The following is a 24,685-nucleotide window of genomic DNA, read 5'->3' on the forward strand; positions in this document are numbered from 1 at the left end:
TTTAGATTCATTAGGCATTTAAAATTAACTTCGATGTTTTAAAATAAATATATGACTTCTTTTAAACGAGTAAACGGTTATCTTAAATACCAGCGTAAAAAGAGCCAACCGCCAATTAAGATGAATAAAAATACTAGAAGAGGGATTAATAAATTGATACTAATCATAAAATAACCTCCAAAAATGATTTAACACTATTGTAACCGGTTATAATATAGAGTGAAAGCAAAAACAACAGAAAATCAAACAGTAACGGAAATAAATATTTCACATTATGATGCAACTGTATCTGTTAATTGTGAATTTCAAAATGAAAGCATCTCTTAACTTTTGAGGAGGACCAGTTATGAAAATACCTAAAATCACAACGTTTTTAATGTTTAATGGCGACGCTGAAGAAGCGATCCAACGTTATACATCATTATTTGAAGATAGCGAAATGATTACAATGGTGAAATACGATGACACCATTCCCGAACAGGCAGGGAAAGTGCAACATTCCATTTTTACATTAAACGGCCAAGTATTTATGGCGATTGATAATATGAATGGCACAGAGATTGAAATGAACCCAGCGATGTCATTATATGTGACAGTGAAAGACCAATTTGAAATGGATCAACTCTACAATGGGTTAAAAGAAGATGGCGCGATTTTAATGCCGAAAACTGATATGCCACCTCAATTTCGTGAATTCGCCTGGATTCAAGATAAATTCGGTGTGAACTTCCAACTCGCATTACCAGAATCAAAGAAATAACAATAGAATCATATGAGCTATACTTTTAGACCATTAAAAATCCGAAACTTTCGCTAAGCATTACGCAAAAGTCTCGGATTTTTATGTTGATATTTAATCTTTTACACTTCTTCAGCTTTCAACTGACGAATCATGTCATAATCCGGCGTCGCGTAAAGTGTTTTCTGGTTATCGTACGTTACAAATCCTGGTTTACTGCCACTCGGTTTATGTACATTACGAATTGTTGTATAATCCACTGGAATTTGTCCCGATTGTCCCGCTTTTGAAAAGTACGCTGCAATCATCGCCGCTTCTTCAATTGTTTTCTCACTCGGCGTATCATTTAAAATGACGACATGACTTCCTGGAATATCTTTCGTATGGAACCATAAATGCGATTTTTGTGCACGTTTATTCGTTAAATAATCATTTTGTTTATTATTTTTACCGACTAAAATCGTATCGCCATCCGTTGAAACATAGGACTGTAACTGAATTTTTTGTGTTTTCTTCTTTTTCTGCTGTTTCTTTTGCTTGATAAAGCCTTGTTCTGCCAATTCTTCACGAATATCGTCAATTTCATGGACTTGAATGTGTGACAACTGTTGCTCGATATTTTCAAAATAAGCGATATTTTCTTTTGTTAAAGTAATTTGGTGTGTCAATTCTCGCTCACGTGTTTTCATTCGGTTGTATTGTTTGTAATAGTATTGCGCATTTTCAGCGGGTGACTTTTGTGGATTTAACGGAATGGTCACTGTTTCGCCTGTGTAATAGTTCACTGTTTCTAATTGGCGGTCTCCAGGTTTCAATTGGTAAATATTTGCGGTGATTAATTCACCGTACAATTGTTGATTCTCTTTTTCTTCTGTTCCTGCTTGTTCATCGACGAGCTTACTCAATTTATTTTGATATTTTTGAAGCAATTGTTGGACGAGTTTGACTAAATCGTTCGCACGTTGCTTTACACGTTCACGTTCACCACGCGCATCATAAAAACGATCGAGCAGTTCATGCAGTGAATCGTACGTGACGCAATCATCGTAAAACTGATGCAACTTCATAAAGTAAAAGTCTTCTTTACCCGTTTCGTGATTTTTATGGAATACCGGTTGGGGTGCGGCTTTCGTTTCGGCCATCACTTCGTCAAATGCTTCAGGTAGAGTTTGCGTGGTCATAAAATGGCGTCTTGATGTGATTTCTTTTGTGATTAACGGTGAAAATCCTTCAAACGTTTGGAGCAGTTGACGATCAATTTTCCCCGCATTGAAATCAATATGTTGGAGTACTTGCGCGCCAGTGTATTCATAAGGATTGTGTTTATGTTGTGTTGGCGGCGCTTCATATTGAAAGCCTGGCATCACGGTTCTAAATTGATTTGTATTCGGTGTAAGGTGTTTAAAACCTTCTAAAATTTTCCGTTCTTCATTAACGAGAATGAGGTTACTATGTTTACCCATAATTTCTAAAATCACTGAACGATGAATCGTGTCGCCAATTTCATCTTTACTTTCCACGTCCATTTCGATGCGACGGTCATTTCCGATTTGGCGAATGGCAAGGATACGTCCGCCCTCTAAGTGCTTACGAAAGACGCGCGCAAACATCGGTGGTTCGAATGGATTATCATATTTTTTTGTAGTGAGATGAATTCGTGCAAAATTGGGGTGAATCGACAACAACAATTGATGGTTTTGGCGTTGCTGTCTTACAACCATGATGATCGTATCGTTTTCCGGTTGATTGATTTTATGAATACGTCCAGAAACGAGAAATTGTAAATCTTCTACCATTTTTCTTGTAAATACACCATCAAATGCCATAATTATCTGCCACCTTTAAAAATTTTCATTACATTATTATAACATGCCTATCCATGCACGTCAGAACTAAAGTTTTCGCTTGGCCCTCTATGCAATTCAATAAAAATTGTGGTAAGATATGTTAATAAATAGAAGAATAGCGAAGAAAGGTCGTAAGGCATGGATACTGAAAAAGGCTTACTAATAGTACTCTCAGGCCCTTCTGGTGTTGGCAAGGGCACAGTTAGAAAACGTATTTTTGATGATCCACACACATCTTATAAATATTCTATCTCGATGACAACGCGTCAAATGCGAGAAGGGGAACAAGATGGCGTTGATTATTTTTTCAAAACGAGAGATGAATTTGAAAAACTCATTGAAGCAGATGAGTTTATTGAATACGCAGAGTATGTAGGAAATTATTACGGCACACCCGTGCAATATGTTAAAGATACGATGAATGCAGGTCACGATGTATTTTTAGAGATTGAAGTTGAAGGGGCCAAGCAAGTGCGCAAAAAATTTCCAGATGCGCTATTTATCTTTTTAGCACCACCAAGCCTAGACCATTTAACAGAGCGTTTAATCGGTCGTGGTACAGAATCAAAAGAAAAAATTGAAAGTCGCGTAAAAGAAGCGAAAAAAGAAGTTGAGATGATGAATCTTTACGATTATGTTGTCGTAAACGATGAAGTGGATCTAGCGAAAGACCGCATTCAGTCCATTGTTGAAGCTGAACATTTAAAGCGAGAACGCATTGAAGCGAAATACAGAAAAATGTTATTGGAGGCCAAAAAATAATGTTATACCCACCGTTACACCAATTACAAGATAAAATTAACTCTAAATATTTAATTGCGACAACAGCCGCTAAACGTGCACGTGAGTTACAAGATGACCCTGATCATTTATTATTAGATCGTTATGAAAGCAAAAAAACAGTAGGCCGTGCGTTAGAAGAAATCGCAGCAAGCAAAATTCATCCACACGTTGATGAATCACACTTTTAATTCAATACCATCAATAAATGCATATGACATTTAAAATGCGCTTTTCAAAGTTGTCTCTATCCATTGAGATGATTTTGAAAGGCGCTTTTTAACATTGATTGTATATTTTGGTTCTTTATCAAACGTCGGTGAATGAGACGATAAAATGACATAGTCTATATCTATTATTAGTAGTTTCTAACGCATGATTTATTCTTACTATAATTCTATTTTAGTTTCATAATCCATAGATGTTTTAAGCCCGTTCCAAATTTGAACTATTCGATCATCTTTAACTATGATGATGTTTGCTCCAACACCTGATTTGTTGTTTGTATCAATTTTCCATTTTCCGTTACTATAAACTGGTTCTTGGAATTCTAATAAATCAGCATTGTCAATAGAGTTTTATACGTTTTATATGTAATAACTCCTAATTTTTCAACTCTTCTCAAATGATACTTTATTAAATTGGTATTGGAAGTTACTTTCTCTCTATCTTTAAAAAACATTGAGGCAAATGTTAAAGCTAAACTTTGAATATCCTGTTCAAAAACATTTAATTTATCTGATTTTACTTTGAAACCAGGAGTGTTGTTTTCAGTATAAGTAGTACTTTCACCAAAACCTGAATATTCTAAGTCTATAAAGTAAAGTTTATTGTCATTTTTATTGTACATAATATTAACTGACGAAATATCACCAATATAAAAGTTGATTTTATGAACGGATTTTACTTGCTCTATTAATTTAAATAGAAATTCTTCTTTTTTTTCTTTAGTTGGTAGATAGTGGTTTAAAAGATTATTATTTTCAAAGATATCAAATAAGGTATATCCATTTATATATTCAACTACAGTAAAAAAATGACCAGAATCAAAAAAGCTCTCTTTTGTTTTAGGTACGTTCAACAAATTTGACATATTATTAAAGTTGTTGAATTCATTCTTTCTATAAACAACACTATCATCTTTTAAATTTGCAGAATATCCAACATATGGTCTAGCTTCTTTAATAATATATTTTTCATTATTCTTATTTACTCCTAAATATACTCCTCCAGTATTTGATAGATGTATGCACTTTTCAATTTTATATGTTTTTAATAGATAATTACTCTCTTGATTATCAACAACTGGAAAAGGTTCTTCAATCCAATCAGGCAATTCATATAAAGAACGATTATTGTCTATATAAAATTTACCATTTTTAGTTATTTTATATGGTGCTTCTTCTTTCATGCGTCCATAGCTATAATATAAAGTGCTAGAACTAAATTTAATGTATTTAAATATTATCACACAAAAAAAGGAAGTCAATGAATTTTCAGATAATTATGAATGTAGGAATTTTAGAATTAATCTAACAATTTCCTATATACAATTAAATTCGTTTTTTTTTACTTATTTAACTTTTTCAACTTTGCAACAGAACCATCAAAATCAATTCAGTGTTTGGCTAAAAGAATATAATGTAAAATACAAGCATATTTCATGATTAGTATGGTGACAGAAATTTCTGGAATTTTAATGATTTCTAGGGTGTTTGTAAGTGAATATAAAAAACACACTAAACAACAAAAAACGTTGCTTAATGTGTTATCGTCTCACTAACCGATGTTGACACAGAACCTTGCGAAATCTTTGTTACATATGAGATTTCTGTACTGCTTAAACATCCAATTCGACTTCCATCAAATGTATATTTGAATCGAACCAAATTGAGTTGAGATAAGTCCCTAGAGCGTGATTTTATAATGACAATTGTGTAGAATTCAGAACAGTAATCAATGAAGCGTATCTGATTTAAAATATAATAATTTAAATCGCTGAAATTTTTATGTCTAAGCTGCGTATATTTGAAAAGCAACGTCATATGAAACAAAACGATAAATATATTATAATGCTTTTAAGAGTGAAAAAACAGGAGTGGAAATGATGAAAAATATTTTGCTAGCTGTAACGGGCGGTATCGCTGCATATAAAGCCATAGATTTAACAAGTAAACTGACACAAGGGGGTTATGATGTGCGCGTCATGTTGACAGAACATGCGCAACAATTTGTAACACCATTATCATTTCAAGCGATTAGTCGTAACGCGGTTTATACGAATACGTTTTTAGAAGAAAATCCAGCTGAAATCCAACATATTGCTTTAGGAGATTGGGCGGATGCGATTGTCGTTGTACCCGCGACAGCGAACATCATTTCAAAATTAAGTCACGGTATTGCGGACGATATGGTGACGACGACGTTACTAGCGACGACGACACCTAAATTTATGGCACCTGCAATGAATGTCCATATGTTTGAAAATCCACGAATTCAAGCTAATATTCAAACGTTAATAGACGATGGATATCATTTTATCGAACCTGGAGAAGGCTTTTTAGCATGTGGCTACGTGGCGAAAGGACGTATGGCGGAACCACTTGAAATTAAAGCGGTGATCGATCGACAAGGCCAGGAAAATACTGAGAAGTCACAATCAGCGTATTTTCACCATAAAAAAGTGCTCGTTACTGCAGGGCCCACTGTTGAAACGATTGACCCTGTCCGATTTGTATCGAATAGAGCGTCAGGGAAAATGGGATACGCCATAGCAGAGGCACTTCAAAAAGTCGGCGCGGATGTGACATTAGTGACAGGGCCTACGTCAATCGAGCCACCAAGTCAAGTCGAAGTTGTACAAGTGACAACGGCTGAAGAGATGTTTCAAGCGGTAAAGCAGCGTTTCGAGCAACAAGATATTATTTTCAAAACTGCTGCAGTATCGGATTACACACCGGTCGAGCCGTTGCCGCATAAAATGAAAAAACAAGACGGTGATGTGACTGTGACGTTCAAACGTACACAAGACATTCTGAAATATTTAGGTGAACACAAAACGACACAAAAACTTGTAGGCTTTGCGGCAGAAACACAAAATATGGAAAGTTACGCACAAGACAAACTCGCGCGTAAAAATGCAGATGTCATTATTGCGAACAATGTGGGAGATACGTCTATTGGTTTTAGTTCAGACAATAATGAAGTGTCGCTTTATTTTAAAGACGGGACATTTGAAACGCTTCAAAAAGACCCTAAAAAGAAATTAGCTTTCCAAATCTTATCAATTTTAGAAAGTAGATGGGATGTATGATCGCGCAAGTTATTGTAGGCGTTGCCTCGAAAAGTGTGGATAAAACGTTCGATTACGCAATACCTGCTGATTTAGAAAACGTCATTCAGCCAGGTATTCGTGTCATTGTGCCATTCGGTCCGCGTAAAATTCAAGGGTACGTCATGCGATGTGTACCGGATGAAGAAGCGGAATACGATTTAGATAAGTTGAGACCGATTATGGAAGTGAAAGATATTCAGCCAGAACTGACGGCAGAACTCGTCCAATTAAGTGAATGGTACAGTCGCTATTTTTTATCAAAACGTATTTCTATTCTTGAAGCGATGTTGCCCAGTGCGATTAAAGCGAAATATTCGAAAGCGTTCAAGTTAAAAGAGGATGCGGATTTACCTGATGAAGTGGTCGCGCATTTTAATAAAGAAGGGCTGTACTATTATAAAGAAGCGCAACAAGATGAAAATATTGAACAGCTCATGCCTTATTTGAAAGAAGGACACATTGAAGCCGTTACGATATTATCCCAAAATACGACGAAAAAAAAGCGACGTGCAGTCAGAGTTGTGTCTACAGAACTGGCTGAAGCGTATTTGGAAACCGCCCAAAAGAAACAAAAGCAGTATGAGGTACTCGCATTTTTGCTTGATGAACGCCACCGTGATGTATTGTTACAAGAATTATTAGAAATGGCATTTTCTACTTCAGCAATCAATACGTTAGAAAGACAAGGTGTGATCGAAAAATATGATGCGATTGTGGAACGAAATCCATACGAAGGACGTGTTTTTGAACAAGAACAAAAACGTGAACTTACGCCAGAACAACAAGTCGCGTATGATACTTTATGGCATTCGGTCCGTAAACAACAAGCTGAAACGTTTTTACTACACGGTGTAACGGGGTCTGGTAAAACGGAAGTGTATCTCCAAATTATTGAAGATGTCCTCGCACAAGGTAAAGAGGCGATGATGCTCGTGCCAGAAATCGCATTAACACCGCAAATGGTATTGCGATTTAAAAGACGCTTTGGTGATGAAGTGGCTGTCTTACATTCTGCTTTGTCGAACGGCGAACGTTATGATGAATGGCAAAAGATTCGTGATGGCCGTGCACGTGTCAGTGTTGGTGCACGTTCAAGTGTATTTGCGCCATTTAAAAATCTCGGCATGATTATTATTGATGAAGAGCACGAATCGACGTATAAGCAAGAAGATTATCCGCGATATCATGCGAAAGATATTGCAGAGTGGCGCAGTCGATATCATCAATGCCCACTCGTGTTAGGGAGTGCGACGCCAAGTTTGGAAAGTTATGCGCGTGCTGAAAAGGGCGTTTATACGTTGTTGTCTATGCCGTCACGTGTCAACCAACAGCCATTACCTGATGTTGAAATTTTAGATATGCGGGAAGAACTCGCAAATGGCAACCGTTCAATGTTTTCGGCACGTCTCGTTAAAGCGATTGAACAACGACTCGCGCGTAAAGAACAAGTCGTCCTCTTTTTAAACCGCCGAGGGTATGCATCATTTATGTTATGTCGCGACTGTGGGCATGTGCCACAATGTCCGAATTGTGATATTTCATTGACGTATCACAAATCGAGTGATCAACTGAAATGTCACTATTGTGGTTATCAAGAACAAGCGCCATTTCAATGTCCGAACTGCGAAAGTGAACATATTCGTCAAATGGGGACAGGGACGCAACGTGTAGAAGAGTTGCTGCAACAACAATTCCCTAACGCGCGAACGATTCGAATGGATGTTGATACAACGACCAAAAAAGGTAGTCATGAAAAATTTTTGAAACAGTTTGGTGAAGGCAATGGCGACATTTTGTTAGGCACACAGATGATTGCGAAAGGATTGGACTTTCCGAACATTACACTCGTCGGCGTACTCAATGCAGATACGATGTTGAATTTGCCTGATTTTCGCTCGAGTGAACGAACTTACCAAATTTTGACGCAAGTAGCAGGGCGTGCGGGACGTCATGAGAAAAAAGGTGAAGTCATCATTCAAACATATCATCCGGATCATTACGCGATTAAAGACGTTCAACAAAATGATTATTTGAACTTTTACCAAAAAGAAATGCAGTTTCGTAAGTTAGGCCAATATCCGCCTTACTATTATTTAATTAACTTTACAATCACGCATGAAAAAACGAAAGAAGTGTTACAAGCGGCAACACATATTCATCAAATTTTGTTGCAACATTTGACAGAAAAAGCGTTCGTGTTGGGGCCGTCACCGTCAGTCATCCCGCGTATTAACAATGAGTATCGCTTCCAAGTATTAGTGAAATACAAGAGTGAACCGTCACTCATCCATGCGTTGACGTATTTAGATGATTATTATCATGAAATGTTTTTGAAAAATAAGCTAGGACTCAAAATAGATATCAACCCTTACATGATGATGTGAAAAGTTCGGCTAAATATTAATATGCCACTGTTTCCAAAATGTTTGAATGTTAATCGAATACCATCGAGGGCAACAAAAGGGCAAATGGTTCAACGTGATAGATTTTTTAATTTATCAGTGAGCGATTTGGCCTTCTTTTTTGTGTATGAATAATGATGAATGACGACTTTTTTGTTATGATGACGATGATAGACTATCGCAATTTCGTTGAGAATAAGCTATAATGTAATGATAAATTTTCGTGAGGGGCGATGAAGGCGATGATCAGAAAAATTAAAACGCATGTGCATCCGATTTTGAGGAAAAAAGCAACGCCAGTAACAGCATTTGATGCGCATTTAAAAGACATCATTCAAGATTTGGAAGATACGTTATATGATGCAGAAGGTCAAGCGTTAGCGGCATCGCAAATTGGTGTGAGTGAGCGTGTCGCAATTGTCGATATGGAACAAGACGGCTTGTTACAGCTGATCAATCCTGAAGTCATTGCCCAATCAGATGAAACAGCGACGGAACTTGAAGGGTGCTTGAGTGTGCCAGGGCGTTTTGGTGAAGTGACGCGCAGTCGTATGATTACGGTTCGAAGTTATGATTTAAATGGCAATGAAGTTGAAATGACGGCTTATGATGATATTGCACGTATGATTTTACATGTCATTGATAATTTAAATGGCGTTTTATTTGTAGATATTATGGATCGAGAAATCTCAAATGCAGAATTGGAGGCTTATTTAGAAGATGAGTAAAATTATTTTTATGGGGACACCTGATTTTTCAACCGCAATTTTAGAAATGTTAATCGACACTGAAGAGGTGATGGCAGTTGTCACTCAACCCGACAGACCTGTAGGACGTAAACGGGTACTCACACCGCCTCCAGTGAAAAAGGTTGCTGTTGCACACGATATTCCTGTGTATCAACCTGAAAAGTTAAGTGGCTCAGCAGAACTTGAAACATTACTTCAAATGGAATGTGACTTGATTGTTACAGCGGCGTTTGGTCAATTATTACCTGAATCATTACTTGAACATCCAAAATTTGGCGCGGTCAATGTACATGCGTCATTATTGCCAAAATATCGTGGAGGTGCACCAATTCATCAAGCGATTATTGATGGTGAACCGGAAACAGGTGTGACGATTATGTACATGGTGAAGAAGTTAGATGCGGGTGATATCATTTCACAACGTGCGATTCCAATTGAAGATACTGATAATGTTGGGACAATGCATGATAAGTTAAGTGCACTCGGTACGGACTTATTAAAAGAAACGCTTCCTGCTATTTTAATTGGCACGAACGATCGCACGCCTCAAGATGAAGCACTAGTGAGCTTTGCATCAAATATTCAACGCGAAGATGAACGTATTGATTGGACACAAGATGCACGTACGATTTTCAACCATATTCGTGGTTTATCTCCATGGCCAGTTGCTTATACGACGTTTGAAGATAAAAATATGAAATTATATGAAGCACAATTCGTCTCAGGTCAATCTGGGCGTCCGGGTGAGATTATCGAAGTGACGAAAAAGGAAATCATTGTAGGAACGGGCTCTGATGATGCGATTGCACTGACAGAAATTCAATTAGCGGGTAAGAAAAGAATGCCTGTTGCACAATTTTTAAGTGGTTTCCAAACATCTCTAGTTGGAAAGGAACTCATCTAAATGGTCACAGTTCGTGAATTAAGTTTAATGACAATTGAAGCGGTGTTGAAAGACGGGGCTTACAGTAATTTAAAAATGAATGAGATGTTACAGATGTATCCATTAAATCCAGCTGACCGCCGTTTATATACGGAGCTCGTGTACGGGACGATTAAGCGTAAACTGACTTTAGATTATTATTTAAAGCCGTTCATTAAAACGAAAATCAAAGGTTGGGTTCGACGTTTATTATGGATGAGTCTTTATCAGTATCTGTATTTAGATAAAATCCCAACACACGCTTTAATTAACGAAGCCGTGAATATCGCAAAAAAACGTAGTGGTGCACAAACAGGAAATACGGTCAATGCGATTTTACGGCAAATGACTTCGCAGCCGCTTCCAGACATTACATCTATCCAAAAGCAACCTGAGCGCCTTTCTATTCAATATAGTATGCCGACTTGGATTATCAAACATTGGTTAACACATTTCGGGGCAGAAACGACAGAAGCGATTGCTGCGAACTTACTACGCCCTGCTACACAAACTGTGCGTGTGAACCGTACACAAATCACAGTAGATGATGCGATGGCACGTTTGATTTCTGAAGGATTCGATGTACAACGTGATGCGGCTATTGATGTTTGTCTACACGTATCAGGACATGGCGTGATGACTTCTGAACTGTTCCAAAATGGATTGATCAGTATTCAAGATAAAAGTTCTATGTTTGTAGCGGAATATATGGGATTACAACCTGGTGACAACGTGTTAGATAGTTGTAGTGCGCCTGGAGGTAAAGCTTGCCACATGGCTGAAATTTTAAACGGTCAAGGTACAGTGCTTGCAACAGATGTGCATGCGCATAAAATTCAACTGATTGACCATAATATCCGGAAATTACATCTTACAGGTATTCGTGCGACACAACATGATGCGACACAACCGTACGACCAGCAGTTTGACAAAATTTTACTTGATGCGCCGTGTAGTGGGCTAGGCGTCTTGAGACATAAACCAGAAATTAAATATATGATAACGCCACAAGATGTAGAGGGCTTAGTAGACTTACAATTACGCATTATCGACAATGTTTCAAAGCATCTTAAAGTAGGTGGGACATTGGTTTATTCGACATGTACGATTGAACAGCTTGAAAATGACAATGTGATTTATACTTTTTTGAAGTCACATCCTGATTTCGAATTTGATCCTATTGAAGACCCACGTACACATGAACCAGTAAAAACATTGCAACTATTGCCACAAGATATGCATGCAGATGGCTTTTTTATAACGAGAGTAAGGAAGAAAGGGTAGACGATATGATTACTGCAGAAAAGAAAAAGAAGAATAAATTTTTGCCAGACTTTGAGAAACAATCGATTTATTCACTCAGATTTGATGAATTGCAAGGTTGGTTGAAAGAGAATGGCCAACAAAGTTTCCGGGCTAAACAAATTTACGAATGGCTTTATGATAAACGTGTAGATACTTTTGAAGAAATGACGAATTTATCGAAAGAATTACGTCAACTTCTCGCTGACCACTTTACAATGACGACTTTGGAAACGGTCGTACGCCAAGAAAGTCGTGATGGCACAATCAAGTTTTTATTTGAATTACAAGATGGGTACACGATTGAAACGGTTTTAATGCGTCATGACTATGGGAATTCTGTATGTGTGACGACACAAGTGGGTTGTCGTATCGGTTGTACGTTTTGTGCGTCGACATTAGGTGGGCTTAAGCGTAACTTAGAAGCGGGTGAAATCGTATCACAAGTATTAACTGTTCAAAAAGCGTTAGATGAAACAGACGAACGTGTCTCTTCTATCGTCATCATGGGTATTGGTGAACCGTTTGAAAATTACGATGAAATGATGGACTTTTTGAAAATAGTGAACGATGATAACAGCTTAAATATTGGTGCACGTCATATTACTGTTTCAACGTCAGGTATTGTACCGAGAATTTATGATTTTGCGGACGAATCACTTCAAATTAACTTTGCGGTGAGCTTACACGCAGCGAATAATGAAATTCGTTCAAAATTAATGCCGATTAACAGAGCATATGATGTGGATAAATTGATGGAAGCGATTCAATATTATCAAGAAAAAACAAATCGTCGTATCACGTTTGAATATGGTTTGTTTGGTGGTGTAAACGATCAACTTGAACACGCGCGAGAACTGGCAAAATTGATTAAACCATTGAACTGTCATGTGAATTTAATTCCAGTGAACCATGTTCCAGAGCGTAATTATGTTAAAACGCCTAAAGATGACATTTTTAAATTTGAAAAAGAATTAAAAAAATTAGGCATTAATGCTACAATTAGACGTGAACAAGGCGCAGATATCGATGCAGCGTGTGGACAACTTAGAGCAAAGGAACGTCAAGCAGAAACGAGGTAGAACATAATGTTAAATGCAGAATTTTTTTCAGTAGCAGGAAATTTTCGTGAAAACAATGAAGATGCAGGTGGCGTGTTTTACAATAAAACAGATCAACAATTTTTAGTATTATGTGACGGTATGGGCGGTCATCAAGCAGGTGAAGTCGCATCTCGATTTGTTGTAGATGCTTTACAAGAAAGGTTTGAAGCGGAAAATTATATTGAACCTGAACAGGCAGAAGCTTGGTTGAAACATCAACTTCAAATCGTCAACCGTGATTTATACGATCAAGCACAACAAAATCCTGAGTACCATGGTATGGGGACGACGTGTGTATGTGTATTAGTATTTGATCATCATATTGTTGTCGCAAATGTAGGCGATTCACGTGCGTATTTAACGAATGGCAGAACGATGGACCAAATTACGATTGACCATACATTCGTCAATCAGCTCGTGATGTTAGGTGAAATTACTGAAGAAGAAGCTTTCGTACATCCGAGAAGACACATTATTACGAAAGTGATGGGCACAAATCGTTTTGTGACACCTGACATTTTCACTAAACGTACGCAATTTTACCAATATCTGATTTTAAATTCTGATGGTTTAACAGATTATGTGAAGCCGCATCAATTGCATGAACTGTTGAATGAAAGCAAGACAATTCAAGAGATTGGTGACAACATGCTCGCCGTCGCTGAAGAACAAGAAGCGAAAGATAATGTTTCATTTATACTCGCTGAAATTGCAGGTGAACCTGTATGATTGGGCGTTTAATAGATGATCGCTACGAGTTAAAGCAAATTCTTGGTGGCGGTGGCATGTCGAATGTTTATGTCGCAATGGATACCATTTTAAATCGCCAAGTCGCTGTGAAGCTCATTCATATTCCACCTAACGAAAAGCAAGCGACGATTCAACGCTTTGAAAGAGAAGTTCAAAATACCACGATACTGACACATCCAAACATTGTCAGTGTTTTAGACGTGGGTGAAGAAGTCGACTTTTTCTTTCTCGTGATGGAATATATTGAAGGGCCGACCTTAGCCGATTATATTAAAGCGAATGGGCCGTTAAAGCCTGAAAAAGCACTTTTTTTTATCGAGCAAATTTTAAGTGGAATTCGTCATGCGCATGAACGTGGCATTGTTCATCGTGATATTAAGCCGCAAAACGTAATGATCGACCGGAATCAAACGCTGAAAATTGTAGACTTTGGTATTGCGAAAGCGCTCAGCGAAACGACGATGACGCAAACGAATCACGTTGTCGGCACTGTCCAATACTTATCCCCTGAACAAGCAAAAGGTGAAAAAACAGGCGAACGTTCTGACATTTATTCAATCGGTATTGTATTGTATGAAATGTTGACGGGGCATCCGCCTTTTAGTGGCGAAACAGCAGTGAGTATTGCGATTAAACAAATACAAGAGTCTGTGCCGAATGTGACAGATACGAGAAGAGATGTGCCACAAGCGTTAAGTAATGTCATTTTAAAAGCGACAGAAAAAGATCAAAGTCATCGTTATCGTTCAGTATCTGAAATGGCGCATGATGTCATGTCCACTTTAGATTTGAGTCGTCAAAATGAAGCAATATACGAAGTGGACGGTACAGCAACGAAAACTGTGCCAATCAATAAAAATGCATTAAAAGCTGAACAAGCAAAACAAGGTCAAGCTGTTCAGGAAACGGCACAAATTCCAATTGTCACACCTGAGAAGCAACGTGAGGCACAACCTAAGCCTAAGCCGAAATCACAACCTGCTTATTATAGTCCACCACCGAAACGTTCGGGACGCAAAAAATGGATTTTCGGTGTGATTTTATTACTTTTGTTAGGAAGCTTGTTTATTTTTATGGGTGCAGCGATGACTGGAGATAAATATAGCCAAGTGCCTGAAGTACTCGGTAAATCGAAAGCTCAAGCTGAAAAACTATTAAAAGATAATAAATTGACTGTAGGTGACGTCACGTATGATTACAGTGACCGTTACAGTAAAGACCAAGTGATGACAGTCGATCCAGAAGAGGGCACTAAAGTGGAACAAGAAAGCAGTGTGGACCTTGTCATTTCGAAGGGGCAACATGTGGAAGCTATGCCAAACTTGGTAGGTATGACGAAACAAGATGCCGAACAAAGATTGAAGGAATTAGGTTTCACGCATGTGACATTCACGACGGCCTATACTGAAAATAATATTGAAAAAGGTCATATTGAGGGACAAAGTATTCCGGCAGGTCAAAACGTGGCAGTGACGCAAGATAAAGTTGAAGTCACAGAATCACTCGGCAAACGTCAAGTGTATGTCGGCGATTATACGAACAAAGACATAGATGACGTGAAAGCAGAATTAGAAGAAAAAGGACTTGTCGTCGAAATTGAAAAAGAACGTTCAGACCGTCGTGTGAAAAAACATCACATTATCAATCACTCGCCTAAAAAGACAAATGTAGAAGAGGGCGATACGGTGAGCTTTATCGTGTCAACAGGCGAGAAAGAAGATGATGAGGATAGTGATTCAGCAGTCAAGACGTACAGTGAGACGGTTAACATTCCTTATACAGGTACAAATGATAAGCCTCAAAAAGTAGAAGTTTTTATTACAGACAAAAATGATAATGGTCAAAGCCCTGCTGAAACGTTTAATATTACGAGAGATACGCCGCAAACGATGCAATTTGTGATTGAGAAAGATAAGTCGGCGAAGTATGTGATTAAAGTGGATGGTAAAACAGTGGCGAGAAAGACGATTGATTTTGATGATTTTTAAAAGATGAATGATTTAGTTTTGTTTTTGATTGATTTTCGGCATTTCGGTAACATGTGTGTGTTTCAATCTTACTAATTGTTGAACGATTCTTCGTTGTTAAATTGATTTAGCCTTATTGTTGCAATCTAGGGCTCGCGTTCCTAGGGGATGGTCCTCCAACTCACTAACGCTTGATTAAACTGTGACATTTGTTGAGGCGTTAGTGGATTTTGGGAGCAGTACAGAAATCTCATGTGTCACAAAGATTTCGTCGTACTGTCCCCGCAAGTCAGACAGCTACTGCGATAAACAGCAACCACTATTAAAGTAAAGAAGTGACTGTTAGCAGTATGCACTCATTCCCTCAGGAGTCTCGCTCAGATTGCGGTTCAATAAGGCTTTTTGTGTTTTTATGAAGAATCTTCTGGCAATCATTTTTTGTTTGGAGAAACGAAAGCGTCATTGTACTTTAACAAAAAACAAAAAATTATCTTTTCGCCACTTGTTTGTGCGGGTAAAGGGTGTTGGAGATTGTTAAACGTTTAACGGAATATAATTTATCAACTGTGAAAGTGGACGTGAGGTTCGTTTTGACGGTTGTTTTTTGTGTTGAACATCCATATCTTTTAGTTGAGGGAATGAAAACAGACTGATTTGCTAGGAAACCTTTTGAAAGTTTAGTTTTTGGATTACAATTCGCTTTTAACCACGTATAATGGTGGTTGAAGATTTAATTTTGTTTTCGGGGGGACTTACAGTGGCAAAGAAACTACCAAAAGATACGGGATTAGACAATACGCTTAAAATTATTAACGAAGCATATACTTATGTGCCTAAGCGTCTAGAAAAGTTTGGAACAAAAGCTTTTGAAACGCGTGCATTAGGGATGAAACCTGTTGTTGTGATCAGTGGTAAAGCAGCAGCAGAATTATTTTATGACAACGATAAGATTTCAAGAAAAGGGACATTGCCGAAACGTATTGTACATACTTTATTTGGAAAAGGTGCGATTCATACGACAGAAGGTAAAGTGCATGTCGATCGTAAAGCACTATTTATGTCTTTGATGACTGAGAAAAATTTGAAATATTTACGTGAATTGACACGAAATTATTGGTTTATGCATACAGAACGCATGCAAAATAGAGATGAAGTCAACGTCTATAAAGAAGCGGGATTGATTTTAACACAAGTCGGTTTTCGCTGGGCAGGTATAAAACAAACGGATGAACAAGCCGCGAAAAATGCGGAAGATATGAATATTATGATTGATTCGTTTAGCGGGCTCGGTCAATCTTTGAAAGGGTATCGTCAAGCGAAAAAGGCGCGCGCACGTGTTGAACAATTTTTACAAGATCAAATCGAAGCGGTGCGTACGGGTAAACAATATGCAGAACCGGGAACTGCTTTATACGAGTTTGCGCATTGGAAAGATTTGAATGACCAACCGATGGACCCTCACTTATGTGCAGTGGATTTAATGAATATTGTGCGTCCACTTGTTGCGGTGAATCGATTTGTGAGCTACGGTGTGAAAGCGTTGATTGAATTTGATCAAGAACGTAAAAAGTTACAAGTGACTCATGATCCGAATTATGCCTATAAATTCGCTCAAGAAGTGCGTCGTATTTTCCCATTTGTACCGTTTTTACCAGGTAGATTAAAGAAAACGGTTGAATTTGACGGTTTCAAACTTAAAAAAGGCACATTAACGGTATTGGATATTTTTGGAACGACACATGACCCTGAATTATTCGAAAACCCATATCAATTTAACCCAGACCGTTTCGACAACTGGGATGGCAGTCCGTTTGATTTAATTCCTCAAGGCGGTGGAGATTTCTATACGAACCATCGTTGTGCGGGTGAATGGATGACAGTGATTGTGATGGAAGAAACGATTCAATATTTTGCGAATAAAATTGATTTCGAAGCTTCTGCACAAGACTTGTCTGTAAAGTTAGATCAATTCCCTGGTAAAGTGACGAGTGGGACGATGATTAAAAATGTATATCCAAGAATTTAATTTGCGTGCATCAATAGGCTGAAATAAAACGAGATGAGATAATATTCTTCACGAGTATTATCTCTTTTTTAATTGGCATGGCATCAATTGAGATCAAAAGTTGTTGCAAGTATTAAATCATATCATTGTGTATAAGGCTTTGATATAATAATTGAGGATATTAACGAAAAAGAGGTGTGAATTTGAAAACAGGTCGAATTATTAAATCAATCAGCGGTGTCTATCGCGTTGATGTCAACGGTGAAATGTTTGATGCAAAACCACGCGGACTCTTCAGAAAAAAGCAAATTACGCCTATCGTTGGAGATATTGTGGATATTGATGTGGAAACGCACGCATCGGGCTATATTCAACATGTATATGAACGTCGTAATGAATTAAAAAGGCCGCCAGTGAGCAACATCGATTTACTCATTGTCGTGATGAGTGCGGTGTCTCCTGATTTTTCAACACAATTGTTAGATCGTTTTCTCGTGATTGGTCATTCATACGGATTGCAGCCGAGCATACTCATTACAAAAAAGGATCTTGCATCAAAAGAAGAACAAGCAACAATTGAAGAAGTTCTCAAATATTACGAAAAAATCGGTTATCAAACACAATTTATCGGTAAAGATGACGATGTTGCAGAAGTTTTTCAACAGTGGGCACCTGGACTTGCTGTATTGAGTGGACAGTCTGGTGTAGGAAAATCGACATTGCTTAATCGTTATGCGCCGAGTCTTGATTTGGAGACGAATGAAATTTCACAATCACTCAACCGAGGCAAGCACACGACACGCCATGTAGAACTTTATTCGCGTGAACATGGTCATATCGCTGACACACCTGGTTTTAGCGCGCTCGATTTTGATCATATTGAAAAAGAAGATTTGCGAAACTATTTTATTGATATTGCAGAATTAGGCGCGTACTGTAAATTTAGAGATTGTTATCATATCAATGAACCACGTTGTCACATCAAAGCGATGTTAGATGTAGGAGAATTGCCGGCATTTCGTTATGACCATTACGTACAACTATATAATGAAATATCAAATCGAAAGGTAAGATACTAATGACAAAAGTGTTTCCTTCTTTATTATCAGCTGATTTTTTAAACTTAAAACAAGAGTTATCAAAATTAGAAGAAAGTGGCATTGATGCGTTACATTTTGATGTGATGGATGGCCAATTCGTACCTAACATTTCAATTGGTTTTCCAGTGCTTGAAGCGATTCGTGCAGCAACGGATTTGCCAATTGATGCGCACTTGATGATTGAAACGCCGAATGACTATGTAGAAGTGTTTGCGGAAAAAGGTGTGAACAAAATTTCAGTGCATATGGAAGGCAATCCGCATATTCATAGAGTTATTCAAAATATTAAAAAACACGGTGTTGAAGCGGGTGTAGTCATCAATCCGGGCACACCTGTGCATGCGCTAGATGCGATTATTGAAGATGTAGATTTCGTTTTAGTCATGTCCGTGAATCCAGGTTTTGGTGGGCAAGCATTCCTTCCAGCTGCTGTAGATAAAATTAAACAATTAGATGAAATACGAAAAAATCGTCAACTTGACTTTAAAATCGAAGTCGACGGCGGTATTAATGATCAAACAGCGAAACAAGTCGTTGAAGCAGGCGCAGATTGGTTAGTCGCAGGTTCATATTTCTTTAGCCAAGCAGACTATAAAGAAGCGAACCAACGTTTAAAAGGTGAACTGTAATGAATGATAAAGTCATTGGCTTGCTCTGTAGTGAACGCGAATTACCAGAAGCATTGTTCGATATCAAACGTCATCAAACATGGGGTGGCGTAGATAGAGGCACGATGATTTTATTACAACAAAATATCACGCCGATCTTTGCTGTAGGCGATTTTGATTCAATTTCTCAAAGTGAACGCGAATGGGTGCAATCACGTATTGACATTGCCCCCGTACCAGCCGAAAAAGCCGATACAGACTTAGCGCTTGCTGTGCGCACTGCAGTGGAACAAGGGTATCGTCATATTCAAATATTTGGAGCAACAGGTGGGCGTTTAGATCATTTTATGGGCGCCATGCAACTCCTGCAACACCCTGATTTTGAAGCGGTTCGTATTCAACTCATTGATCAACAAAACGAAATCGAGTATTTAACTAAAGGTCAGCATTTCATACAAAATGATACAGCTTATCGCTATGTTTCGTTTATGCAAGGAACGGATCAAGTCGTACTTTCGTTAAAAGGATTTAAATATGAATTGTGCGAGCAGCAGTTGAATCGAGGCGAAACTTTAACAGTCTCAAACGAATTTGATGCAGAACAAGGAAAGGTCATCATTCATCAAGGTGGTGTCTATCTCATGAGAAGTCGAGATAAGTAAAAAGAAAAATAAAGGTTGGGGCATCGCGTAAACCCGAACCTTAAATAAAAAAACAGGTCTCCCACATAAAGACCTGTTTTTTTATTTTGATATATGTTGTTAATTATACACGAGTAACTTTACCTGATTTTAAAGCACGAGTTGAAACCCAAACTTTTTTAGGTTTACCATCAACAAGGATTCTAACTTTTTGTAAGTTAGCATTCCAACGACGTTTAGTTGAGTTTAACGCGTGTGAACGTCTGTTACCTGTTGAAGCTTTACGTCCTGTTACGAAACATTCTTTACCCATCATCGTACCTCCTTTAAGAAATACAAATACACTTTTCTACTACATACTAACGTAATATACCACATTAACAATTGACATGCAATAAAAAGTTGGGTTATATTTTCATAAATCACTTTTTGTATTATGCACTTTCTGATATAATTTGAAACTGTGATTAACTGAAATATGAGGAAAAGTAATCGTGCACAATGCGTTTATTGGCAACGACTTGTCAGATATAGTAATATAATATTATTAGAAATCAGAATGTTTTTAAATGATTGGCAATCAATTTTAACAAATATAAAGATAGATGATATAAAAGAGTGAATTTGTAAATAGGAGGCGAAAAGGATGGCTTTAGAAATTACAAATGATTACGGAAGTATCGATATCTCAAATGAAGTAATCGCGTCAATTGTAGGCGGTAAAGCTGTAGAATGTTATGGCATTGTTGGGATGGCTTCACGTCAACAAGTGAGAGACGGTATTGCTGAAATTTTAGGACATGAAAACTATGCGAAAGGGATCGTAGTGAGGGAAGATAATGGTGTGTTAGATGTAGATATGCACATTATTGTAAGTTACGGTGTGAAAATTTCAGAAGTTGCGCAAAATGTGCAATCGACTGTGAAATATACTTTAGAAAATACATTAAAACTTAAAGTCAACTCTGTGAATATTTTTGTTCAGGGCGTGCGCTTTAATAATGACGGGAAAGACAAATAGGAGGATATTTGCATGATAACGAAGATCAACGGTAATCTATTTGCCGACATGATTATACAAGGGGCACAAAATTTATCAAATAATGCTGACATGGTGGATGCATTAAATGTTTACCCTGTGCCTGACGGGGATACAGGTACAAACATGAATTTGTCAATGACTTCTGGACGTGAAGAAGTACAGGCGCATTTGACTGCTCATATTGGGAACTTAGGTAAAGCTTTTTCTAAAGGATTATTGATGGGCGCACGAGGCAATTCTGGTGTCATTCTATCTCAAATTTTCCGCGGATTTTCAAAAGCGTTAGAAGATAAACAAGAAATTGATGCCAAACAATTTGCGGAAAGTTTTGAAGCAGGTGTTAAAACAGCTTATAAAGCAGTCATGAAACCAGTGGAAGGTACGATTTTGACTGTCGCTAAAGATGCGGGTAAAGCAGCGGTTAAAAAAGCACAAGAAACAGACGATTGTTTGGAAGTAATGACGTACGTTTATGAAGAAGCGCAAAAGTCACTCGAAAACACGCCAAATTTATTGCCAGTACTTAAAGAAGTCGGCGTCGTGGATAGTGGTGGTAAAGGCCTTACATTAGTTTATGAAGGTTTTCTCAAAGCGATGAAAGGTGAAAAAATTGTCGCAGAAGCACCGAAAGTCGATCGTGAAGCTTTCTTTAATGATGTACATGATTTCCATGGTGTCATTGATACAGAAGATATCGTCTATGGTTATTGTACAGAAATGATGGTGCGTTTCGAAGTAGATAAAGCACCGTTTGATGAGGCGGATTTTAGACAAGAAATGAGCCAATTTGGAGATTCGCTATTGGTGATTAGTGACGACGAAATTGTGAAAGTTCATGTCCATACAGAAACACCAGGTGAAGTCTTCACATTCGGTCAAAAGTATGGTGAATTGATTAAAGTTAAAGCTGAAAATATGCGTGAACAACATCGTGAAGTATTACGTAAAGAAGCAGCACATCAATCTAAAACAAAAAATACAAATGATACAACAACACAAACTGTAGAAAAAGCAGTCATTACAATTTCAATGGGTGACGGCATTACAAAGCTGTTCAAATCAATGGGCGCGACACATGTCATTAGTGGCGGCCAAACGATGAACCCTTCAACTGAAGACATTGTCAAAGTGATTAACGACAGTGGTTGTAAGCGTGCCATTATTTTACCGAATAATAAAAATATTCAAATGGCAAGTCAGCAGGCGGCAAACATTGTTGAAGCTGAAACAATCATTATTCCAACACGTACTGTCCCACAAGGTATCGCAGCAATGTTCCATTATGACGAAAGTGCAGATCTAGCGACAAACGAAGAAGCTATGACTGCAGCCATCGACGACGTACAATCAGGTGCAATGACTTATGCGGTTAGAGATACGAAATTTGACGGTATCGAAATTGAAAAAGGTGCTTTCATGGGACTTGTAGAAGATAAAATCATCGCAAGTGACCGCGACAAGCAAACCGTATTAAAAGATACTTTAAATCACATGTTAAGTGAAGATAGTGAAATTTTAACGATTATCACAGGTGAAGAAGCGGATAGCGCGTTAACAGACTGGATTGAAACATTTGTAGGTGAGCACTATGAAGACGTTGAAGTTGAAGTTCAAGACGGTCAACAGCCAATTTATCCATACTTATTTGCAGTAGAATAGTTTGATTGATAGAACTTAAAAAGCATCAGACGACGTATCATCGTTGTTTGATGCTTTTTGATGGTCGTTGGATTTTTCATTTTACATATTGTTTTCGTTAGTAGATTGACGCACTTAGCCTTTGCTTTCATAGGGGCTGAAGTCGGAGTGCTTTTTCGTCTTCAGCTGCTGTCTTGGCAGCCTTGCACGGTTCATGCAATCTGAGGTGAAGAAAACACACAGTAGCAACGTGGGAAATTAACTTTCCAAAACTTGATATGATACGTCTCCTTGATAATCGAAAATCAAAAGGTAAGTATTGTTTTTTACTTTGCATCAGGTGTTTTTTTTAATCTAGTGAATGGTATCGGTACCGCAGATTTAGGTTTTTGAAACGATGATGATTGAAACATGGTGTTTTTGATTTTTTGATTTGTATCGGGTGTTTGTTTAATTTTAGTAATTGGTATAGACGCTGTAGATGTGACTTTTTGAAACTGTGATGTTAAATAGTACTTTTAGTTTTCTTCGGTGCTTTTTAATACAGAAGTGTACTTGTCTAGGAATTGAGTCTTATGAAAGGTTCTTAGACAACAAGTGGACATGCTGGTGATGTATCATGACAGTTAAAACCTATGACAGAGATTGCCAAAACCATCCGAGACTCCTGAGGCATAGAGGCGAAACTGAAAATCCAATTCGGCATCCACCGCATGTACACCACAATCAAGCCGAATTGAGTTGAAGTGAGCCACCTAGAACGCGAGGGTGATCAAGCAATCAAAACAACTGAAATGTCAAAAAGATTCATATCTCATGAGTCGGAATGTCTAAAGCAACGTATCTGATGTATTGAAATGTCAAAATCAATGTATCCAATGCACTGAAATGTATCAAACCCACATGCACCAAAACCATACATATCAAACCCACACATCAAAAACACCAAATGTTCAAAACCACAAAGGCAAAACACCACAATCAAACACAAAAATAAAAAATCAACAAAATGACATTATACAAAGAACATTGATATAATAAAGAGACACATTTGATGGTCAAAAACAGGGGGAGCAAAAATGAAATATAAAAGCGTATTTGATATTATCGGACCAACCATGGTAGGCCCGTCATCTTCACATACAGCAGGTGCTGTCAGAATCGGACTTGTCGCAAGAGATCTATTCGGCAAACAACCAGAACGCGCAGACATCTACCTATATGGCTCATTTATGGAAACATACAAAGGACATGGTACAGATGTCGCATTAGTCGGGGGATTACTCGGCTATGATACGGATGACGATCGCATTGAAACGAGTCTCGAAACTGCAAAAGAGGCCGGAATGCGCGTACACTTTATTGAAATGAGTGAAGAACGTTCACATCCGAACACAGCGATTATCGATATGACAGATGGAGAGAAAAATATTTCTGTCGAAGGTGTATCGATTGGTGGCGGTAAAATAGAAATTGTCGCGATAAACGGTTTTCCATTGGCAATTAGTGGTAACTATCCGACACTACTTGTATTTCACCAAGATACATTTGGCACGATTGGTAAAGTTGCCAATATTTTAGGTGATGACGGTATTAACGTCGGGAGTATGCAAGTGTCACGAAAAGAAAAAGGTGACCAAGCGTTAATGACATGTGAACTGGACGATGAAGTGAATGACAAGATTTTAGATTCAATTCGACAAGTTCCAGGTGTCGTAACAGTTTCGTTGATGGGGGATAATTAAATGATGACAGA

At 37.9% G+C, this 24,685-nt stretch carries 21 protein-coding genes; 18 read left to right on the forward strand and 3 right to left on the reverse strand.

The window, feature by feature from the left end; all coding sequences use genetic code 11:
- Window positions 1-346: 346 nt before the first annotated feature.
- Window positions 347-760 carry a VOC family protein gene (locus GZH82_RS04605; protein ID WP_162681508.1) on the forward strand — a complete coding sequence of 138 codons (414 nt, stop codon included), beginning with the start codon at window positions 347-349 and terminating at the stop codon, window positions 758-760.
- 101 nt (window positions 761-861) lie between these two features.
- Here GZH82_RS04605 and GZH82_RS04610 read toward each other — a convergent pair whose 3' ends face one another.
- The gene (locus GZH82_RS04610; RefSeq protein WP_162681509.1) at window positions 862-2,565 is read right to left on the reverse strand and encodes an Rqc2 family fibronectin-binding protein; all 1,704 of its coding nucleotides are present in this window, start codon (window positions 2,563-2,565) and stop codon (window positions 862-864) included.
- A 159-nt stretch (window positions 2,566-2,724) separates the two neighbouring features.
- Between GZH82_RS04610 and gmk the strand changes: the two genes are divergently transcribed.
- Both gmk and rpoZ read left to right on the forward strand, forming a co-directional pair.
- Window positions 2,725-3,348, forward strand: coding sequence for a guanylate kinase (gmk, locus tag GZH82_RS04615; RefSeq protein ID WP_162681510.1), 624 nt, complete (start codon window positions 2,725-2,727; stop codon window positions 3,346-3,348).
- Window positions 3,348-3,557, forward strand: coding sequence for a DNA-directed RNA polymerase subunit omega (gene rpoZ, locus GZH82_RS04620; protein ID WP_162681511.1), 210 nt, complete (start codon window positions 3,348-3,350; stop codon window positions 3,555-3,557). The genes gmk and rpoZ overlap by 1 nt, the downstream gene beginning before the upstream one ends.
- 359 nt (window positions 3,558-3,916) lie before the next feature.
- Here the strand turns inward: rpoZ and GZH82_RS04625 are convergent, their stop codons facing one another.
- Window positions 3,917-4,777, reverse strand: coding sequence for a serine/threonine protein kinase (locus GZH82_RS04625; protein WP_162681512.1), 861 nt, complete (start codon window positions 4,775-4,777; stop codon window positions 3,917-3,919).
- Between the two features lie 696 nt (window positions 4,778-5,473).
- Here GZH82_RS04625 and coaBC point away from each other — a divergent pair.
- From coaBC to GZH82_RS04685, 12 genes are all read left to right on the forward strand, one after another.
- Window positions 5,474-6,679, forward strand: coding sequence for a bifunctional phosphopantothenoylcysteine decarboxylase/phosphopantothenate--cysteine ligase CoaBC (gene coaBC / locus GZH82_RS04630; protein ID WP_238989691.1), 1,206 nt, complete (start codon window positions 5,474-5,476; stop codon window positions 6,677-6,679).
- Complete coding sequence (priA, locus tag GZH82_RS04635; RefSeq protein ID WP_162681514.1) at window positions 6,676-9,084, forward strand: primosomal protein N'; 2,409 nt, start codon at window positions 6,676-6,678, stop codon at window positions 9,082-9,084. Before coaBC ends, priA begins: the two co-directional genes overlap by 4 nt.
- Before the next feature lie 260 nt (window positions 9,085-9,344).
- The gene (gene def / locus GZH82_RS04640; protein WP_162683000.1) at window positions 9,345-9,830 is read left to right on the forward strand and encodes a peptide deformylase; all 486 of its coding nucleotides are present in this window, start codon (window positions 9,345-9,347) and stop codon (window positions 9,828-9,830) included.
- Window positions 9,823-10,755 (forward strand): methionyl-tRNA formyltransferase, encoded by a 933-nt coding sequence (gene fmt / locus GZH82_RS04645; protein ID WP_162681515.1) that lies wholly within the window; start codon window positions 9,823-9,825, stop codon window positions 10,753-10,755. Before def ends, fmt begins: the two co-directional genes overlap by 8 nt.
- Window positions 10,756-12,057, forward strand: a complete 1,302-nt coding sequence (gene rsmB, locus GZH82_RS04650) for a 16S rRNA (cytosine(967)-C(5))-methyltransferase RsmB (RefSeq protein WP_162681516.1) — start codon at window positions 10,756-10,758, stop codon at window positions 12,055-12,057.
- Between the two features lie 5 nt (window positions 12,058-12,062).
- Window positions 12,063-13,157 carry a dual-specificity RNA methyltransferase RlmN gene (gene rlmN / locus GZH82_RS04655; RefSeq protein WP_162681517.1) on the forward strand — a complete coding sequence of 365 codons (1,095 nt, stop codon included), beginning with the start codon at window positions 12,063-12,065 and terminating at the stop codon, window positions 13,155-13,157.
- Between the two features lie 6 nt (window positions 13,158-13,163).
- Window positions 13,164-13,907, forward strand: coding sequence for a Stp1/IreP family PP2C-type Ser/Thr phosphatase (locus tag GZH82_RS04660; RefSeq protein ID WP_162681518.1), 744 nt, complete (start codon window positions 13,164-13,166; stop codon window positions 13,905-13,907).
- Entirely contained in the window at window positions 13,904-15,916 is a 2,013-nt protein-coding gene (gene pknB, locus GZH82_RS04665) for a Stk1 family PASTA domain-containing Ser/Thr kinase (RefSeq protein WP_162681519.1), read from the forward strand. Before GZH82_RS04660 ends, pknB begins: the two co-directional genes overlap by 4 nt.
- A 736-nt stretch (window positions 15,917-16,652) precedes the next feature.
- A complete protein-coding gene (locus tag GZH82_RS04670) occupies window positions 16,653-17,921 on the forward strand; it encodes a cytochrome P450 (RefSeq protein ID WP_162681520.1) in 1,269 nt (422 codons plus the stop codon).
- Between the two features lie 182 nt (window positions 17,922-18,103).
- Window positions 18,104-18,979, forward strand: coding sequence for a ribosome small subunit-dependent GTPase A (gene rsgA, locus GZH82_RS04675; RefSeq protein ID WP_162681521.1), 876 nt, complete (start codon window positions 18,104-18,106; stop codon window positions 18,977-18,979).
- Window positions 18,979-19,629: a ribulose-phosphate 3-epimerase gene (gene rpe / locus GZH82_RS04680; protein ID WP_162681522.1), complete on the forward strand. Its 651-nt coding sequence runs from the start codon at window positions 18,979-18,981 to the stop codon at window positions 19,627-19,629. Before rsgA ends, rpe begins: the two co-directional genes overlap by 1 nt.
- The gene (locus tag GZH82_RS04685) at window positions 19,629-20,270 is read left to right on the forward strand and encodes a thiamine diphosphokinase (RefSeq protein ID WP_162681523.1); all 642 of its coding nucleotides are present in this window, start codon (window positions 19,629-19,631) and stop codon (window positions 20,268-20,270) included. The genes rpe and GZH82_RS04685 overlap by 1 nt, the downstream gene beginning before the upstream one ends.
- Before the next feature lie 103 nt (window positions 20,271-20,373).
- Here GZH82_RS04685 and rpmB read toward each other — a convergent pair whose 3' ends face one another.
- Window positions 20,374-20,562 carry a 50S ribosomal protein L28 gene (rpmB, locus tag GZH82_RS04690; protein WP_014614133.1) on the reverse strand — a complete coding sequence of 63 codons (189 nt, stop codon included), beginning with the start codon at window positions 20,560-20,562 and terminating at the stop codon, window positions 20,374-20,376.
- 333 nt (window positions 20,563-20,895) lie between these two features.
- Between rpmB and GZH82_RS04695 the strand changes: the two genes are divergently transcribed.
- The 3 genes from GZH82_RS04695 (at window position 20,896) to sdaAB (ending at window position 24,674) form a co-directional block, all read left to right on the forward strand.
- Complete coding sequence (locus GZH82_RS04695; RefSeq protein ID WP_014614132.1) at window positions 20,896-21,270, forward strand: Asp23/Gls24 family envelope stress response protein; 375 nt, start codon at window positions 20,896-20,898, stop codon at window positions 21,268-21,270.
- 12 nt (window positions 21,271-21,282) lie between these two features.
- Window positions 21,283-22,950, forward strand: coding sequence for a fatty acid kinase catalytic subunit FakA (fakA, locus tag GZH82_RS04700; RefSeq protein ID WP_162681524.1), 1,668 nt, complete (start codon window positions 21,283-21,285; stop codon window positions 22,948-22,950).
- Between the two features lie 1,058 nt (window positions 22,951-24,008).
- On the forward strand, window positions 24,009-24,674 hold the full coding sequence (sdaAB, locus tag GZH82_RS04705; RefSeq protein ID WP_162681525.1) for an L-serine ammonia-lyase, iron-sulfur-dependent subunit beta: 666 nt from the start codon (window positions 24,009-24,011) through the stop codon (window positions 24,672-24,674).
- The last annotated feature ends 11 nt before the right edge of the window (window positions 24,675-24,685 follow it).

This window comes from Staphylococcus sp. MI 10-1553 (assembly GCF_010365305.1).
Classification (GTDB): domain Bacteria; phylum Bacillota; class Bacilli; order Staphylococcales; family Staphylococcaceae; genus Staphylococcus.

What these genes read in the sequence shown, in the direction of transcription:
- def (WP_162683000.1), top strand. Translation starts at nt 9,345, where the DNA reads ATGATCAGAAAAATTAAAACGCATGTGCATCCGATTTTGAGGAAAAAA.
- rsmB (WP_162681516.1), top strand. Translation starts at nt 10,756, where the DNA reads ATGGTCACAGTTCGTGAATTAAGTTTAATGACAATTGAAGCGGTGTTG.
- GZH82_RS04605 (WP_162681508.1), top strand. Translation starts at nt 347, where the DNA reads ATGAAAATACCTAAAATCACAACGTTTTTAATGTTTAATGGCGACGCT.
- rpe (WP_162681522.1), top strand. Translation starts at nt 18,979, where the DNA reads ATGACAAAAGTGTTTCCTTCTTTATTATCAGCTGATTTTTTAAACTTA.
- gmk (WP_162681510.1), top strand. Translation starts at nt 2,725, where the DNA reads ATGGATACTGAAAAAGGCTTACTAATAGTACTCTCAGGCCCTTCTGGT.
- GZH82_RS04660 (WP_162681518.1), top strand. Translation starts at nt 13,164, where the DNA reads ATGTTAAATGCAGAATTTTTTTCAGTAGCAGGAAATTTTCGTGAAAAC.
- GZH82_RS04685 (WP_162681523.1), top strand. Translation starts at nt 19,629, where the DNA reads ATGAATGATAAAGTCATTGGCTTGCTCTGTAGTGAACGCGAATTACCA.
- fakA (WP_162681524.1), top strand. Translation starts at nt 21,283, where the DNA reads ATGATAACGAAGATCAACGGTAATCTATTTGCCGACATGATTATACAA.
- sdaAB (WP_162681525.1), top strand. Translation starts at nt 24,009, where the DNA reads ATGAAATATAAAAGCGTATTTGATATTATCGGACCAACCATGGTAGGC.
- rpoZ (WP_162681511.1), top strand. Translation starts at nt 3,348, where the DNA reads ATGTTATACCCACCGTTACACCAATTACAAGATAAAATTAACTCTAAA.
- rpmB (WP_014614133.1), bottom strand. Translation starts at nt 20,562, where the DNA reads ATGGGTAAAGAATGTTTCGTAACAGGACGTAAAGCTTCAACAGGTAAC.
- GZH82_RS04610 (WP_162681509.1), bottom strand. Translation starts at nt 2,565, where the DNA reads ATGGCATTTGATGGTGTATTTACAAGAAAAATGGTAGAAGATTTACAA.
- priA (WP_162681514.1), top strand. Translation starts at nt 6,676, where the DNA reads ATGATCGCGCAAGTTATTGTAGGCGTTGCCTCGAAAAGTGTGGATAAA.
- GZH82_RS04695 (WP_014614132.1), top strand. Translation starts at nt 20,896, where the DNA reads ATGGCTTTAGAAATTACAAATGATTACGGAAGTATCGATATCTCAAAT.
- coaBC (WP_238989691.1), top strand. Translation starts at nt 5,474, where the DNA reads ATGAAAAATATTTTGCTAGCTGTAACGGGCGGTATCGCTGCATATAAA.
- pknB (WP_162681519.1), top strand. Translation starts at nt 13,904, where the DNA reads ATGATTGGGCGTTTAATAGATGATCGCTACGAGTTAAAGCAAATTCTT.
- GZH82_RS04625 (WP_162681512.1), bottom strand. Translation starts at nt 4,777, where the DNA reads ATGAAAGAAGAAGCACCATATAAAATAACTAAAAATGGTAAATTTTAT.
- rlmN (WP_162681517.1), top strand. Translation starts at nt 12,063, where the DNA reads ATGATTACTGCAGAAAAGAAAAAGAAGAATAAATTTTTGCCAGACTTT.
- fmt (WP_162681515.1), top strand. Translation starts at nt 9,823, where the DNA reads ATGAGTAAAATTATTTTTATGGGGACACCTGATTTTTCAACCGCAATT.